The organism is Rheinheimera sp. WS51, assembly GCF_050936095.1.
Classification (GTDB): Bacteria; Pseudomonadota; Gammaproteobacteria; order Enterobacterales; family Alteromonadaceae; genus Alishewanella.
Genome location: NZ_JBOTRC010000004.1, coordinates 163512 through 179345 on the forward strand (window position 1 = coordinate 163512; position 15834 = coordinate 179345).

General features: G+C 41.0%; 19 protein-coding genes and 4 tRNA genes. 5 read left to right on the forward strand and 18 right to left on the reverse strand.

The window, feature by feature from the left end:
- Positions 1–47: 47 nt before the first annotated feature.
- The 12 genes from rpoS to ACRCA4_RS07640 form a co-directional block, all read right to left on the reverse strand.
- Positions 48–1022: an RNA polymerase sigma factor RpoS gene (gene rpoS, locus ACRCA4_RS07585; RefSeq protein ID WP_433186411.1), complete on the reverse strand. Its 975-nt coding sequence runs from the start codon at positions 1020–1022 to the stop codon at positions 48–50.
- A gap of 97 nt (positions 1023–1119) precedes the next feature.
- Complete coding sequence (locus ACRCA4_RS07590; RefSeq protein ID WP_433186414.1) at positions 1120–1974, reverse strand: peptidoglycan DD-metalloendopeptidase family protein; 855 nt, start codon at positions 1972–1974, stop codon at positions 1120–1122.
- 34 nt (positions 1975–2008) lie between these two features.
- On the reverse strand, positions 2009–2902 hold the full coding sequence (locus tag ACRCA4_RS07595) for a DUF368 domain-containing protein (RefSeq protein ID WP_433186417.1): 894 nt from the start codon (positions 2900–2902) through the stop codon (positions 2009–2011).
- A gap of 23 nt (positions 2903–2925) precedes the next feature.
- Positions 2926–3564: a protein-L-isoaspartate(D-aspartate) O-methyltransferase gene (locus tag ACRCA4_RS07600; protein WP_433186421.1), complete on the reverse strand. Its 639-nt coding sequence runs from the start codon at positions 3562–3564 to the stop codon at positions 2926–2928.
- Position 3565: 1 nt separating this feature from the next.
- Complete coding sequence (gene surE / locus ACRCA4_RS07605; protein WP_433186424.1) at positions 3566–4318, reverse strand: 5'/3'-nucleotidase SurE; 753 nt, start codon at positions 4316–4318, stop codon at positions 3566–3568.
- Between the two features lie 2 nt (positions 4319–4320).
- Positions 4321–5364: a tRNA pseudouridine(13) synthase TruD gene (gene truD / locus ACRCA4_RS07610; protein ID WP_433186427.1), complete on the reverse strand. Its 1044-nt coding sequence runs from the start codon at positions 5362–5364 to the stop codon at positions 4321–4323.
- Positions 5361–5840 (reverse strand): 2-C-methyl-D-erythritol 2,4-cyclodiphosphate synthase, encoded by a 480-nt coding sequence (ispF, locus tag ACRCA4_RS07615; RefSeq protein WP_433186430.1) that lies wholly within the window; start codon positions 5838–5840, stop codon positions 5361–5363. Before ispF ends, truD begins: the two co-directional genes overlap by 4 nt.
- The gene (gene ispD, locus ACRCA4_RS07620; protein WP_433186433.1) at positions 5840–6532 is read right to left on the reverse strand and encodes a 2-C-methyl-D-erythritol 4-phosphate cytidylyltransferase; all 693 of its coding nucleotides are present in this window, start codon (positions 6530–6532) and stop codon (positions 5840–5842) included. Before ispD ends, ispF begins: the two co-directional genes overlap by 1 nt.
- On the reverse strand, positions 6532–6828 hold the full coding sequence (gene ftsB, locus ACRCA4_RS07625; RefSeq protein WP_433186436.1) for a cell division protein FtsB: 297 nt from the start codon (positions 6826–6828) through the stop codon (positions 6532–6534). Before ftsB ends, ispD begins: the two co-directional genes overlap by 1 nt.
- Positions 6829–6931: 103 nt before the next feature.
- Positions 6932–7588 (reverse strand): hypothetical protein, encoded by a 657-nt coding sequence (locus tag ACRCA4_RS07630; RefSeq protein WP_433186438.1) that lies wholly within the window; start codon positions 7586–7588, stop codon positions 6932–6934.
- A gap of 48 nt (positions 7589–7636) precedes the next feature.
- Positions 7637–8383, reverse strand: a complete 747-nt coding sequence (locus tag ACRCA4_RS07635) for a TerC family protein (RefSeq protein ID WP_433186440.1) — start codon at positions 8381–8383, stop codon at positions 7637–7639.
- 214 nt (positions 8384–8597) lie between these two features.
- Positions 8598–9500 (reverse strand): MBL fold metallo-hydrolase, encoded by a 903-nt coding sequence (locus tag ACRCA4_RS07640; RefSeq protein ID WP_433186443.1) that lies wholly within the window; start codon positions 9498–9500, stop codon positions 8598–8600.
- Positions 9501–9614: 114 nt separating this feature from the next.
- On the opposite strand from ACRCA4_RS07640, the gene ACRCA4_RS07645 reads away from it, so the two are divergent.
- The 5 genes from ACRCA4_RS07645 to ACRCA4_RS07665 all read left to right on the forward strand — a co-directional run bounded on the left by ACRCA4_RS07645 (position 9615) and on the right by ACRCA4_RS07665 (position 13024).
- Positions 9615–10364, forward strand: a complete 750-nt coding sequence (locus ACRCA4_RS07645) for a sulfite exporter TauE/SafE family protein (RefSeq protein ID WP_433186446.1) — start codon at positions 9615–9617, stop codon at positions 10362–10364.
- A 68-nt stretch (positions 10365–10432) separates the two neighbouring features.
- Positions 10433–10834, forward strand: a complete 402-nt coding sequence (locus ACRCA4_RS07650) for a rhodanese-like domain-containing protein (RefSeq protein WP_433186449.1) — start codon at positions 10433–10435, stop codon at positions 10832–10834.
- 17 nt (positions 10835–10851) lie between these two features.
- Complete coding sequence (locus tag ACRCA4_RS07655) at positions 10852–11256, forward strand: YeeE/YedE family protein (protein WP_433186452.1); 405 nt, start codon at positions 10852–10854, stop codon at positions 11254–11256.
- Between the two features lie 24 nt (positions 11257–11280).
- Positions 11281–11694, forward strand: a complete 414-nt coding sequence (locus tag ACRCA4_RS07660; RefSeq protein ID WP_433186455.1) for a DUF6691 family protein — start codon at positions 11281–11283, stop codon at positions 11692–11694.
- Between the two features lie 100 nt (positions 11695–11794).
- Positions 11795–13024: a methyl-accepting chemotaxis protein gene (locus ACRCA4_RS07665; protein ID WP_433186458.1), complete on the forward strand. Its 1230-nt coding sequence runs from the start codon at positions 11795–11797 to the stop codon at positions 13022–13024.
- 119 nt (positions 13025–13143) lie between these two features.
- Here the strand turns inward: ACRCA4_RS07665 and ACRCA4_RS07670 are convergent.
- From ACRCA4_RS07670 to dnaQ, 6 genes are all read right to left on the reverse strand, one after another.
- Positions 13144–13220 (reverse strand) — tRNA-Asp (locus ACRCA4_RS07670).
- 38 nt (positions 13221–13258) lie between these two features.
- A tRNA-Asp gene (locus tag ACRCA4_RS07675) sits at positions 13259–13335 on the reverse strand.
- 26 nt (positions 13336–13361) lie between these two features.
- Positions 13362–13438 (reverse strand) — tRNA-Asp (locus tag ACRCA4_RS07680).
- A gap of 22 nt (positions 13439–13460) precedes the next feature.
- Positions 13461–13537 (reverse strand) — tRNA-Asp (locus tag ACRCA4_RS07685).
- Between the two features lie 108 nt (positions 13538–13645).
- Positions 13646–15082 (reverse strand): TIGR03503 family protein, encoded by a 1437-nt coding sequence (locus ACRCA4_RS07690; protein ID WP_433186460.1) that lies wholly within the window; start codon positions 15080–15082, stop codon positions 13646–13648.
- Entirely contained in the window at positions 15070–15771 is a 702-nt protein-coding gene (dnaQ, locus tag ACRCA4_RS07695; RefSeq protein ID WP_433186463.1) for a DNA polymerase III subunit epsilon, read from the reverse strand. Before dnaQ ends, ACRCA4_RS07690 begins: the two co-directional genes overlap by 13 nt.
- Positions 15772–15834: the final 63 nt, after the last annotated feature.

Genomic DNA, 15834 nt, shown 5'->3' on the forward strand with positions numbered 1-15834 from the left:
TGATAAATAAGCCAGAGTAGCTAGCCTTGCTAGCTACTCTGGTGTAATTACTCTTGAAACAAAATATCGAAATTTAAGCCTTGCTGAGTGACGACTTCACGCAGACGACGTAAAGCCTCAACTTGAATTTGTCGTACGCGTTCTCGCGTTAAACCAATTTCGCGGCCTACATCCTCTAAGGTTGAAGGTTCATGACCTAATAAACCAAAACGTCGAGACAATACTTCGCGTTGTTTCGGGTTTAATTCATCTAACCAACGGGTTAAGTGCTGCTTAATATCACTTTCTTCTAGGTTCGCTTCAGGGCCTAATTCTTTTTCATCGGCAATAATATCAAGTAACTGCTTTTCAGGCGCGCCTGCAACTGGCATATCAACTGAGGTAATCCGTTCATTTAACTTCAGCATTTTACGCACATCTTCAACAGGCCGATCTAGGGCTGCAGCAATTTCTTCAGGTGTAGGTTCATGGTCAAGCTTTTGCGATAGCTCCCTTGCTGTACGCAAATAAATATTTAGCTCTTTAACCACGTGTATAGGTAAACGAATAGTACGCGTTTGATTCATAATAGCGCGTTCAATGGTTTGCCTAATCCACCAAGTCGCATAAGTTGAGAAGCGAAAGCCTCGCTCAGGATCAAATTTTTCAACCGCTCTAATTAAACCTAAGTTACCTTCTTCAATGAGATCTAATAATGCTAAACCACGGTTAATATATCTGCGGGCAATTTTAACGACTAAACGAAGATTACTAACAATCATTCGCTTACGTGCGGCTTCATCGCCTTTTAATGATAAGCGCGAGAAGTAAACCTCCTCCTCCGCGGTTAATAAGGGGGAAAAACCAATTTCACCCAAATAAATTTGGGTTGCATCCATGGTTTTATAGTTTTCTTCACTACTAAACACTTCATCTTTAGCTGTATCCTCAGCTTCAGATGCTTCAGCTTCTAATAGTGCTTCATCATCAACAATATCGTCATCTTTTAAATCTACAACATCGTTGTCACTTTCCTTGCCCATATCCTGTCTCCCACGTTTATTGGGTGTAGGGTTAGCAGTTGTTTATCACATCCATGCTGACACACACTTCGGTACTCTACAATATGACACGTCTACATCATTTTTTAGGTAAATATTTAAGTGGGTCAACTGAGCCCCCACGATAACGAATTTCAAAGTGCAAACGAACATCCGTTGCATCAGAGCTACCCATTTCAGCAATTTTTTGCCCTGCTGAAACCATCTGACGCTCTTGCACTAACAGCTTCCTGTTATGCGCATAAGCGCTTAAGTAATCATCGTTATGTTTAATAATTACCAAGTTACCATAGCCGCGTAACGCATTCCCTGCATACACAACTTGCCCACTTGCTGCGGCATTCACTCTATCGCCATCAGCACCCGCAATATCAATACCTTTATTGCCTTGCTCTTGATATGAGAAGCCAGCAATAACTTTACCTTTAACCGGCCATTGCCATTGCACCAAATTATTATTTAGTGATTGCACAGCAGAACTTGTAACTTTAATGTTACTACCTGTTTGAACATACCCCGTTTGTTTTTTTGGTGCAACCGTTTTAGCTGTTTTTGTAGAACTATTTGATTTAGTTTGACTTGATGATTTTTTAGCCGAAGGTTTTTCGGCAACTAAAGGCCGGCTCTGTGGCTTATTATTATTAGAAATTTTAAGTTTAATAACTTGGCCAGGATAAATAATATAAGGACTGGCAATGTTGTTTGCTGCTGCTAAGCTACGTACATCTAAACCAGATCTAAACGCAATGGCGTATAAAGTATCTCCTTTACGTACAGTATACTGCTTAGCCTGTAAGGTTCCTCTATTACGTTCATTATAAAAGTTTTGTCTTAACTCTAAAGTGGTAACAGGGGCAGGCGCTGTTCGCGATGAACAGCCTTGAAGCATCATATTAATTAATATAAAAGAAAATACAATAAAGGCTATACGCATAGTTAAGCGAATGGCTCGCTCCTTCTACTTAAGCTCATGGTGCAGCATCATTTTCTAATGGCTTTCTTAACCAGCGCTCTAAGTTCAATAGTAACAACATAATAACAGCCCCAGCTAAAACACATAGCAATGCTAAAAACCCATCGCCACTGCCAGCTGCGTCTGGGTAATGCCAAGGTAAATACACTTTACTTTGCCACTGCCATGGCCAAATACGATATAAAGCACCCATTACAATGCCAATTAAAAACGCTAAGCTAGTATCATGGTATTTGCTTAATAACCAGTTTAGTAACCGCGAAAAACCTAATAAACCAGTAACGCAGCCAGCAAAGAACAAGGCTAACAGAGCAAATTTCAGCTCAGTTACCGCAAGCAACACATGACTATACATTCCCAAAATTAATAAAATAAAACTACCAGAAATACCAGGTAAAATCATGGCACAAATAGCAATAGCGCCAGCAAAGAAGTACATCCAACTCGTTGCTGCAAAGTCAGCAGGCGACAGCAAACTAATTGCAATAGCGAAAACCACGCCAAGTAAGCATAAAACTACCCGGGTCATTGACCAAGTTATACTACGACATAATTGTGGTAAGGCGGCTAAAATTAAGCCGGTAAAAAGTGCCCAAAGCGGCACAGGCTGGTGTTGTAAAAAATAACTAATAATACCGGCTAACGTAAAAATACTCAGTAACATACCAGTAAAAAGGCAGCATAAGAATGTGCCATCTACTTGTAGCCAAAGCTGCTTAAACTGACCACGAAATAATAGTTTAACTGCCTGAATATTAACTGCGCTAATTGCCGCTAATAAACGCTGATAAATACCAAGAATAAAAGCTAAAGTGCCACCAGACACCCCTGGCACAACATCGGCTGCGCCCATCGCCATTCCTTTGATGATCCATTGCAAGTACTGCATATTTTACCCTTATCTAAGCTGTATTAAGCTAATTCCCCTGGAATTAATGGTACAAAACGTACCGCTTCAATATCACGGCTTATCACCTTGTCACCTTGTCGTTGATAAATACGCAAAACTTGCTCTTGCATCCCCACGGGGATCACTAAACGACCTCCATCCGCTAATTGCTCTAACAGCGCCATTGGGACTTCCGTTGGCGCAGCTGTAACAATTATGCTGTCAAAAGGAGCCTTACTTGGCCAACCTTGCCAGCCATCACCATGCTTCATAGCAACATTATGCAAATCTAGTTGTTGCAAACGTCTTTTTGCTTGAAACTGCAAAGATTTAATTCTTTCAACACTACAAACTTGAGGAAAAAGTCGCGCTAAGATCGCTGTTTGATAACCTGAACCTGTACCAATTTCTAGCACCTTTCCCGCGGCTCTATCTTGTAGTAATAACTCTGTCATTCTGGCAACAATGTAAGGCTGGGAAATGGTCTGGCCTTGGCCTATAGGCAAAGCAGTATTTTCATAGGCTTTGTGTGCTAACACTGCCTCAACAAACAGATGTCTTGGCGTTTGACTAATAGCTTGTAGCACTAGCGGGTGCTGAATGCCATCAGATTGAAGCTTTTGCGCCAATACACTAGCGCTTCGTGATGTCGCGACTGCCATGTTACAGTTTAATCCCCTCTAACCACTGACGTAAGGTGTCCATGCTTTTATAAGCAGACATATCTACTTGCAAAGGTGTAATAGATGCATAACCATTGGCTATAGCGTGAAAATCGGTGCCTTCTCCAGCATCAAGCTCATTACCTAGCGAGCCATACCAATAAATAGTTTGGCCCCAAGGATCTTTGCTATTTGTCATAGTTTCTGCTTTATGGCGCCGGCCTAAACGCGTCACTTTTATGCCTTTTAACTGCTCAATTGTCACCGGTGGCACATTAATATTTAAAATTTGATCTCGGGGTAATGGATGTGATTTAAGTTTTTTAATTACCTGCACGGTAACAAAAGCCGCTGTCGTAAAGTACTCTGGGTCACGGCTTGCTAATGATACCGCAATAGCAGGTAAACCTAGATGTCGGCCTTCAGTTGCCGCAGCGACCGTCCCTGAGTATAGAACATCATCACCTAAATTAGCGCCATGATTTATCCCTGCCACCACAAGATCAGGTGTAAAATTTAACAATTGGCTTATGGCTAAATGCACGCAGTCAGTAGGAGTGCCATTGACAGAATAAAAGCCATTCTCCATCTGCTGTACCCGTAATGGATTAACTAAGGTTAAAGAGTTACTGGCACCACTACAGTTTCGATCTGGCCCGACTGTTGTTACATCGGCTATTTGGGTTAAAGCCTGCTGTAACACCTGCATGCCTTTGGCATTAACGCCGTCGTCATTACTTAATAAAATTTTCATTACTACTGCACCCCTGTATTCCCGCGACCACAATCTTGATACCGCACCAGTTCTCTTAAAACACTAGTAGCAAAGCAGCCGGCGGGTAAACTAAAGCTAAGTGTGATGTCTTGCTGCTCTATAGCAAACTGTAAATGCTGCGGAATAATGCGCATACTGCGCCGCTCTTGCTTTAAACGATAATCAATTAAACCATTTATAAGCTCGGGATGTTGGGCTAAAACTTGTTGCTCGAAGGCTAAACTATCCGCTGTTGCCATTGAATCACCCATGCCGGGTAATACCGCCGTTATGCTAAGATCTTGATTGTCCAAACGCTGATTTAGTTCATCATCAACTAGCGGTGCCTTAAAGACGGATGCAGTCCCGCTTAATTGCAGCACATCTCCAGCAATAATCTGATTAAATAACCCCTGTTTAATTCGCGCCGAGAGTTGTTGGTTAAATAAATAAGACCGAGCCGCAGAAAGTGCTAAACCTCGAAGTTTACGATCAGCAATGCTTTGCCCTGCAAACAACTGTTTAGCTAAACTTAAATTGCCGCCATTAATACCAAACCGCTGTTCGCCATAATAATTTGGCACACCTTGTTTAACTTGTTCAATTCTATTGATAACCGACTGCGGATCTGAGACTTGTCGTAAACGAATTTGAAATTTATTGGCTTTTAATGCACCCAGTCGTAATTTACGATAATGACGAACCATAGTTAGAATACGACAGCCTTCTAGCTGCCATTCTTGCCAAGGCAACGCTTGTTTAATGGGCCATTTAAAACAAAACCACTGCCGAGTAATAGCATGACGATCTTTTAAGCCAGCATAGCTTATGTCGCGAGCCCTTAGCTGAGTTAACTCGGCTAACTGTTTGGCCACAAACTGTGTATTTTGGCCAGTTTTTTCTATTTGCAATAAAATATGCTCGCCAGCGCCACTGGGCGTAAAGTTAAGTTGCTCATCGACAATAAAGTCTTGTGCTTGATGGCGTAACAAGGCCGTTGCAACTGGCGCTGTATATAAATAGGCTAATGGCTGTAATTCACTCATGCGCTAACCAACAACACCACGGCTTCAGTCGCGATCCCCTCTTTGCGGCCAACAAAACCTAGCTTTTCCGTGGTCGTCGCCTTAACATTGACTTGCCCTAAGTCACAAGCTAAATCTGCTGCGATAACTTGGCGCATATTTTGAATATGTGGCGCTATTTTCGGTGCTTGCGCCATTATAGTAATATCGATATTACCCACTTTAAAGCCTGCCGCTTGCACATCAGCAAACACCTTTCGTAATAAAATACGGCTATCTATACCTTTAAAAGCAACATCGGTATCAGGAAAGTGGTGGCCAATATCCCCTAATGCGACAGCGCCTAACAAAGCATCGGACAAAGCATGTAACACAACATCACCATCTGAGTGCGCCACTAACCCTTGCGGATAATCTATACTAACCCCCGCTAAGGTAATAGGGCCTTCGCCACCAAAAGCATGAACATCAAAACCATGGCCTATGCGAATATTCATTAATTAACTTGCTCCAAATAAAATGCCGCTAAGGCTAAATCTGCAGGCTGAGTAATTTTAATATTATCACTCTGGCCTTCTACTAATAACACCGGATGGCCAGCCCATTCCATTGCCGAAGCCTCATCAGTAATATGTACCCCTGCTTGAACGGCATCTTCTAATGCCGCCTTTAATAAAGCGGTAGGAAATAACTGCGGCGTTAAAGCATGCCATAAATGCTCACGACTTACTGTCTGACCAACAACTTTTTCGCCTCGTTTCATAGTATCACGAACCCGACAGGCTAGAATGCCGCCATCACCAGAGGCTAAACAATGTTCAATTAACTTTTCAATATCCGCTTGACGCACTAAGGGTCTTGCTGCGTCGTGCACCAGTACCCAAGGATACTTATAAGGCTCTATTTGCTGCACAGCATTTAATACTGAGTGCATACGCTCAGCACCGCCTCGTACTTTAATAATCTGTTTTTGATCTAAATTAACATCATTAATATAAGGGTCGTCTTGTGCTACTGAAAGCCAGATTTTAGTTAGCGCTGGAACTTGCAGTAATCGCATTAAACTATGCTCTAAAATCGTTTTTTGCTGCAAAACTAAATATTGTTTTGGCCGATCTGCCAGCATACGCTTACCTATACCAGCAGCGGGGACGACAACTGCGATAGCGGGCATGACCTTGTCGCTCATTATTTTTTTCCCGTATTATCTGTCTGACTAAAAATGCGAAAAAACACTTCATCTTTTTTGATCAAACCTAGCTCATTACGAGCCCGCTCTTCAATTGCATCTAAGCCTTTTTGTAAATCTGTGACATCGGCTTTTAATAACCTATTTCGTTTCTCTAGCTCTTGATTGCTGGCAAGCTGCCCTTGCAATTCATCTTGTTTATGCCAATAGTCGGTAATACTGTGCTGACCAAACCAGAGTCGGTATTGTAACAACCCTAGTAACACCAACAGCAATACAGTAAAGAGTCGCATCATAGCCGGTTCACTCGCTGCAGGTAAAAGAAAATAGCTCCCTTATTATGAAGCCTAGATAGGCCATTGCAAAGTAACAAATCTATATCTATCGCAGTGATATTGATCATAGCGACATTTTCGCAGGTAAAGGCTTAGCAAAATTACGCCAATTTAAACGACTAGCAAGCAATAGCTCACGTAGGCTTAATAACCTTGGCGTAGCTCTATCGCCTTTTAACCATTGATGGCCACAACAAGCTGCTGTCATAATAGTTTTAGTCGCTTTTAGCAAAAACTTTTCACTATTATCCGCTTGCAAAGGCGTACCCGACAAGGCGAACCAACCATGCTGATTACAGTGTACCCGCAAGCCTTCGAAATCTACCTCATCAATACTATCTAATAAAATATGTTCTTGGCTTAAATGCATAACATATATTGGTACCACTAAACCTGGCGCCGAATATTTTTGATAAAAAGCATCTATAGGCGCCGCTTGTTGCTTTCGCGCAGGGCATTGTTTTGCTTGAGGTGAAAACCAAGAACCATTTTGGCTATCTAGCTGTAATTCGCCCTGATGCTGTAAAATATGACTCGCAGCTCGGCGCACATAGAAGGTTAAGCTAGCTAAGCGTCCCGCCAAATTAGCCAGTTGCTCTGCCGGTAATTCAGACAAGCGCAATAACTCACGCTCATATAAAGCATTGCACAACTCTGTATAACCTTGGTTATCTGCAGAAACCTGCCAAAAATGAGGTTGTTGATTGCTAGAATTATTCATAAGCAGATGTTAACCAAAGCAAGATAACTTGTAAAAGCAAACCTGCATTTATTGGTTACCCATTTTCTTATGTAATTTCACAGCAGTAGTTTTCTTACGCCTTACCCGCAAGTTTATTAATTCGACACCAAAGGAGAAAGCCATAGCAAAATAAATATAGCCTTTAGGCACATGCACATCCAAACCTTCTGCCACTAAGGTAAAACCAATTAACATTAAAAATGATAAAGCCAGAATTTTAATGGTCGGATGGCTGTCGACAAAGTTACCTATAGACTTAGCCGCAAATAGCATCACTAGCACTGAAGCAATAACAGCAATCACCATAATAGAGAGATGATCAACTAAACCCACTGCGGTAATAACAGAATCTAACGAAAAAACGATATCCAATAAGGTGATCTGAACTAAAATAGCCAGATAATTAGCCGCCGCTTTTGTCGCTGTAGAGGTGCTGCCACCCTCTAAGCTATCGTGAATTTCGTGAGTAGATTTAGCCAGCAAGAAAAAGCCACCGATAATTAGCACTAAATCTCGACCAGAAATCTCGTAATCTAACACCGAAAATAATGGCTCAACCAAGCCGATAACCCAAGCTAAACTAAACAGTAAGGCTAGCCGTGAAATCATAGCCAAACCGATACCAATGCGTCTTGCAGAATCACGTTTTTCAGCGGGCAGCTTGGCCACTAAAATAGAAATAAAGATAATATTATCAATACCCAAAACTATTTCCAGTGCCATCAAGGTAGCTAAAGCCACCCAAGCTTCAGGGCTATAAATCCATTCAAACATAGTTAATCCTAATTTATCTAGGTTAATTCAAGATAAGAGAGTGTTTATAACCACTGAATATAGCATTATAAAGTATAGCTTTAGATGAGTTATCGCTAAAAAAGTGAAATAATTTTATCTAACAAGTCAGCTGAATTTGATTTAAATAAAAAAGCACTCAGCTAAGTCGAGATAACTCTTAACTTGAGTGCCAAAATGTTGCGAGGAAAATAACTTAACTTAATGACGCTGAGCGCTTTAATGGTATTTTTATATAACTAACACCATTTTCTTGAGGGCTAGGTAAGGCCCCCCCTCTGATATTCACTTGCACCGCTGGATAAATTAACCTCGGCACGCTAAGCGTTTTATCTCTTGCTTCTCGCTTTTCGACAAACTCTTGCTCTGATGTGTTTTCTGTTACATGAATATTCTGCTGTTTTTGTTCAGCTACGGTTGTTTTATAGCGTAAAGAACGCCCATTTGGCTGATAATCGTGACAAATGTAAATAGTGGTATCATCCGGCAATTGATAAATACGCTGAATAGATTGATACAACACATGGGCATCGCCTCCTGGGAAGTCACAGCGTGCCGTACCGCCATCAGGCATAAATAAAGAGTCACCAACAAATAAATTGCCAGCAATTAAATAACTAATACTGTCGTTAGTATGGCCAGGTGTATTAATCACTTTTGCTTGCAAGTTGCCAATTGTGAAGGTTTCATTATCCTGAAATAACTTATCAAAATAATCACCTTTAGCCTGTAGCTCTGTATCATCAATATTAAAAATCAACTTGAAAGTTTGCTGCACCTTTTTAATGCCTTCGCCAATAGCAACAGGCGCTTTGGTTTTAGCTTTTAAATAATCAGCAGCAGACAAATGATCAGCATGCGCATGCGTTTCTAAAATCCAATCGACCACTAATTCGTTCTTAGCTAAAAAGTAGAGTATTTCATCTGCTGATTCGGTGCTTACTTGGCCTGCTGCAGCAGCATAATTTAATACCGGATCAATAATTGCCGCGCGCTTAGTTTGGTTATCAATAACCACATAACTACAAGTAGAACTGTCGGTATCAAAAAACATCTCTATGGTTAGTGATTGTTGGTTTTCTGACATATTCTTATCCATAAGCACCTCGTATATTAGTAAACGCTAAATTTAAATTGCAGCATAGCGCTAACTACATTAGAATTCAATAATGTTATAAGCATATTACTTATTGCTATATGGAGCAACGTTATAATGCTAGTGTTTTTTTCAGCAATTTTAATTGGTTTAAGTCTCGGGCTTTTTGGCTCTGGTGGCTCTATCCTAACAGTGCCGGTGCTACTGTATTTATTAAAAATGTCACCCGAACTGGCTATTGCTTCTTCATTATTTATTGTCGGAAGCATTAGCTTATTTGCAGCAGCACGAAGCAGTTTAAAACGATTAGTTAGTTGGCCTCATGTGGCACTTTTTGCCTTACCTAGCATGTTTGGTACCTATGGCGGAGCTTGGCTTGGCACCCTAGCTGATAGTCGCTGGCAATTATTACTGTTCTCTATACTTATGTTTATGTCTGCCATTTTAATGTGGCGTAAAAAAGTTCAAACAACCGATGCCTCACAAGCATTAAAGCCGATGACTTTAATAGTAACCGGAATACTAGTAGGTACTGTTACCGGCTTTGTTGGTGTTGGTGGTGGCTTCTTAATTGTGCCCGTCTTGGTGCTTTTGGGCGGTTTAGCTATGGTCCGCAGCATAGCAACAAGCTTAGTCATTATTACCCTGCAGTCTAGCGTCGGTTTTATTAAATACTATGTCACCCTTAGTGCACAAGGCGCAATATTTGATTGGCGCTCTATCGCTATCATTATTGTTTTTGGCATTATCGGCAGCATCGTTGGTGGCGCTATTGCGAATAAGGTACCGAAAAAACAACTACAGCGCGGCTTCGCTTTATTTTTATTAGTGATGGCAGGCGTTGTTATTTATCAATCCGTACTCTAAATATATTGCATATACTTTGCATTAATAACCCTAAGTTAATTATTAACTAGCCCTAACTGGAGTTAAAAATGAAAACAGCACAACAACTTGTAGCCGAAGCTAAAAGTAACATTAAAGAAGTGAATATTGAGCAACTCGCCATTGCGTTAAAAACAAACTCTGAAGCCATTCTTATTGATGTAAGAGAGCCGGCCGAGTTTGCAAAGCACCATATTGCTGGCGCGGTTAATTACCCTCGTGGTGTATTAGAAATGAATATTCATAATCACCCTAAAGTTGCTTCTAGTAGCTGTGAGCCTGAAGTCGCATTACAAGAACTAGCAAAATCGACTATCTATGTTATTTGCCGCTCTGGCGGTCGTTCTGCCTTAGCTACAGCATCATTACAACAGATGGGCTTTAGCGATATTTATTCAGTAAGTCCAGGTATGCAAGGTTGGTTAGACGCCAACTTACCTACAGTTAGTTAATTATTTCAGGATAAAACATGACAAATTTTACCCCTATCTCAGCACTCATTGGTGGCAGTTTAATTGGCCTTGGCGGGCTAATATTGCTTATTTTTTCAGGCCGTATCGCCGGTATATCTGGTATTGCTAGCAATGCCTTATTTTCTAACCATCAACGTGGCTGGCGCCTTGCTTTTGTGGTTGGTTTATTAGTTGGTCCGGTACTATTTAGCCTGCTCCATGCTGGTTTTACCTATAGCACACCTAGCTTAGGCTGGCCGGTTATTGTCGCTGGGCTATTAGTCGGCTTAGGTACCGGCTGGGGCAGCGGCTGTACCTCTGGCCATGGTATTTGTGGCATCAGCCGTTTGTCACCACGATCTATTTTATCGACCATCTTATTTATGTTAGTGGGTGTTGTTGTCGCCACCCTATTACATTAAAAATTAAATATTGCCGGAGCAAACATGCCGTTATTAATCGCTTTTATTTCAGGCTTAGTGATGTCTATTGGGATCAGTTATTCACAAATGATCGATCCGAATAAAGTCTTAGCTTTTTTAACCTTAAACAAAAATTGGGATCCCAGCTTATTACTGGTAATGATTAGCGCTTTATTAACTTACAGTATGGGTTACTGGCTATTTGCAAAGAAGAACAAGCCCATATTAGCTGAAAAGTTTCACTTACCCACTAAAGCTGATATTGATAAACCCTTAGTGATAGGCGCCTTATTATTTGGTGCTGGCTGGGGGCTAGCAGGTTACTGCCCAGGCCCAGCAATAATAGCCATAAGCTCAGGCAGCCATGGCACCTTAGCCTTTGTCGCTGCAATGGTTTTAGGTTGGTTTATTAGCAGACATATCTCAATTAAACCTTAACTTTCAAAACAATAAAGCCAAGTGGCTACAATTTGTCGCTGCCCCAACTAAGCTATGATATGCTCATTATCTACGTAGTTTAATTGGGGCTAAGCAGCTTATGGCAGCCTTTAAAAGTTTATATTTTTTTATTGAACGTACTTTTTTTGCCAGTCTTACTCGCAAGATCATTGGCAATTTAATTTTTTTATCTTTCTTTTTCTTTGCCGCAATGTGGTTAAGCCATATGGCAATCAATGATGATAATAACTATACAGGTTATTGGTCGCTTCTTTTAATTTTAGGTATCAGTGCATTTATTTTTACTTTTGCTTATATGCACTATCTAATCGTTAGACCAGTACAAATATTAGTAAAAGTACTTCATGATACAAATAGCAAAGGGTCTGATTTACAACAACGTTTACCCGCTTTTACTTTTGATGAATTTCGCACTTTATCAGAAGAATATAATCAGTTTACCAATCAACTATCTGCTTTACTTGAGGATATTCATAGTCAAGCTAAAGACACCCACAATGTTAATGAGCAAGTTTCTGCTGCAGTTAACCATACACGCAGCCATCTAGCTGATACCGAGCAACGCAGCCATGACATCCGAAATCAAAGTGATCAAGTCTTAGAGTATTTAAGTAATATTGTGCAACATAGCGACCAAGTAGACAAAGCCTCAGCTACAACAGTCGATAAAGCAAATATTGCTGGTCAGCAAATGCTACAACTATCCGGACAACTTAACCGTATAGTTAACTTGTTAGACACATTTAGCACCACTATTACTGGCTTACAAAAAAATGCTGAGAATGTAAGACAAATTTTAGTGATGGTGGAAGATTTTTCTGATCAAACAAATCTCCTTGCTCTAAATGCAGCTATAGAAGCAGCTAGAGCGGGAGATGCTGGTCGAGGTTTCGCAGTTGTTGCCGATGAAGTTCGTACTTTAGCGGCAAAGGTAAGTGATGCAACGCGGCAAATCTCGGTTTTTTTAAACGATATGGAACATCTCGTCTCCAACACCCAGAAAGAATCTATCAACTTAAACCAACAAGCACAAGATGCGCAGCAACAAGTCAGCAATACTAGTGATGAATTTGTTTTATTAAACCAAGAGTTACAGCAAGCAAAATCAGGTATCTATAATATAAACCAAACTGTAATTTCATTAGAACAGCGCTACCAGCAAACGCATCAATACTTAAGCGCAATAGAGTCGGTAACCTCTGATGCCTACAAGCAAATGGCAGCCATAGACAATGCCGCTAAAGAGCTTCTAACTGGCACAGCCCGCACTCAACAGCAGTTAGAGCTATTCTCAGGCAATAAAAAATAAAAATTCGTCACTAAGCAGATAATGTTTTATCTGCCTTACTTAGACACTAGCCTGTTAGACATAATAGCTAGCGCTGTATTAATAGCACTGAATATAATAAATACCAATAGGATAAGAAATGGCGGAGCGGACGGGACTCGAACCCGCGACCCCCGGCGTGACAGGCCGGTATTCTAACCAGCTGAACTACCGCTCCGCACTGGAGTGAGCATTGCTCAAGGAGACTTGTTGATGTGGCGGAGTGGACGGGACTCGAACCCGCGACCCCCGGCGTGACAGGCCGGTATTCTAACCAACTGAACTACCACTCCGCAATCAAACAAGGTATGTAAAGCAGTGGCGGAGCGGACGGGACTCGAACCCGCGACCCCCGGCGTGACAGGCCGGTATTCTAACCAACTGAACTACCGCTCCACTGAAACACTTTACATTAAATTGGCGGAGTGGACGGGACTCGAACCCGCGACCCCCGGCGTGACAGGCCGGTATTCTAACCAACTGAACTACCACTCCGCACCAATTACACAGAAGAACTTCAATAGGGTGTCCTACTGTGCGGCGGGAATGATACGGTTTAGGACCAAGGTCGTCAACTCCTTTTTCACTGCTTTTGTCTAATCCTTAATCATCCGGTAGGGTTAGATCAAGAATATCATCTATATCGTTGCTTTTTTGAGCATTATTATTTTTTGCTTGTGTAGTTTGTTTATTATTGGCTGTGGGCTTTGTTTCTGTTGTGCCAAGATCTAATACAGGCTTTGTTTGCCAAAATAATAAATCTGACCATTTTTTATCAGTCATTACAAACCAAATAGCTAAACCTCCACTGATTAAAATAAAGATATTGCTAAAAATTATTAATAGCCAAGGAAAAGGCGCTTCTTGCTCTTTATTTTGTTCAGTTAGTTGTTCGCTTGATAAGGGGTTAGCTTCAACGACGACTTCAGGTGCAGGTACCATAAAGCTAATTTCTGGTAGCGTTAAGACAAACTCACGGCCATTGACCTTAGTACCAAAAGCCATAGTTTCAATAATATAACTACCTTGGCCGCGGTTCTTTAAACTTAGCCGGCGAATTGAGTCTCCGGCTTCATTCATTGAGAAATCAGCAATTTCACCATTAGGGTAACGAATACGACCTTGTAATAACACAGACTGAATATAAATTGATGGATCAGTAACATTAAATGTAATTTGGTGTGGCTTAGGCATTTCATCCGACAGCGCTTCATTAATTGCCGGTGACATTTGAATATCCGCCTCTATAGGCGTGTCTTTAAGCATAACAGGAGCCTGCTCGATTTCACGAGTATATAACGGTGTACGGACAATATATTTAGGGATCCACTCCCCCGCAGCAAAGCGTAACTGAAACTCGCCGGTAAAAACACCATCCCTAGCCCGCTCGTCATAACCTTTGCCGTCATCTCTGAACTGCGCTACCTGAGCGATGCCACGGCCAAAATTATCTTGATCAGGCTGATTAGTACTAACAAAGATCACTTCTAAACTTAAAACATCGCGAAATTCTTTGGCATTAATAGGCTCGCCACCATTAAGCAACCGCGCTGTCACCTTAACGGTTTCTCCAACCATTAAGCTTTGTGGAATAGGATCTACGATTAGCTCTATCTCAGTGAGCACCATAACTCGGCTTTCAGGCAGTAAACGACCAACCGCTTGCCAAGGCCCTGGCATAGGTTGCTTAATTTTAATTAAATCGTAGCTATCAGCATCATGCCAAGAAACATCATAATTACGGGCAGTATTAAAATGTAACTTACTGCCATCAGGCCTTACTAAAACAATAGAAGCGCTACCTGGGCGGCGAAAAAATAATAACGTAATTTCTTCTACACCTTCATCGATACGAAATCGATTATCAAATAAGGGAATTTGATTCTTAGTGGGTAAATCTTGCAACAAGGCAAAGCTATCCGCATCTAATTTCACACTAGATACATTTGCCTCTTCGCTTACAGCTACATTAGTTTCTTGCGCTGATATTTGGCCACAAACAACTAAGCTTAAAAATGCTAAAAAAATTAATCTCGCCATAAACAAGCACCTCCTTTTTTTTGCACTAAATCTAATCGTGCTTGATGTGCCTCTAACTCTGCAGCTGTTGCTTGAATTACCGTTAAGCGGCCTTTTCGCTTGATCCGTAATTCGCTTTCGTTCTGTTGCTGATTATCTTGCTCATTAGCTAAGTTTAAACTGACTTGACCGCCGGTCATCATCAAATAAACATCCGCTAATATTTCAGCATCTAATAAAGCTCCGTGTAATGTCCTGTGACTATTATTAATATCATAGCGACGGCATAAAGCATCGAGGTTATTTTTTTGCCCAGGATGTAACTCACGCGCTAAGGCTAAGGTATCTAGTACAGTACAATATTGCTCTAAAGGCGGAATGGGTTGGCGTAATAAAGAAAATTCATGATTAATAAAACCAACGTCAAAAGGCGCATTATGAATAACTAGCTCAGCACCTTTAATATAGTCATAAAAGCCTTGAGCAATATCGCGAAATTTAGGCTCATCTTTTAGCCGCTCATTGGTTAAACCATGGACAGCAACCACTTCAGCTTCAATTATCCGCTCAGGATTAATATAAACATGATAATTATTACCGGTAAAACGGCGATTAATAAGTTCTACACAGCCTATTTCAACAATGCGGTGACCATCTTTTGGGTTTATACCCGTAGTTTCTGTATCTAGAATAAGTTGTCTTTTTTTCATGTTCATTTCGCTTTGTGCCGTAATTAAGGTAGATTATACGCCGTTTATGTTAGAGGAAAGGCT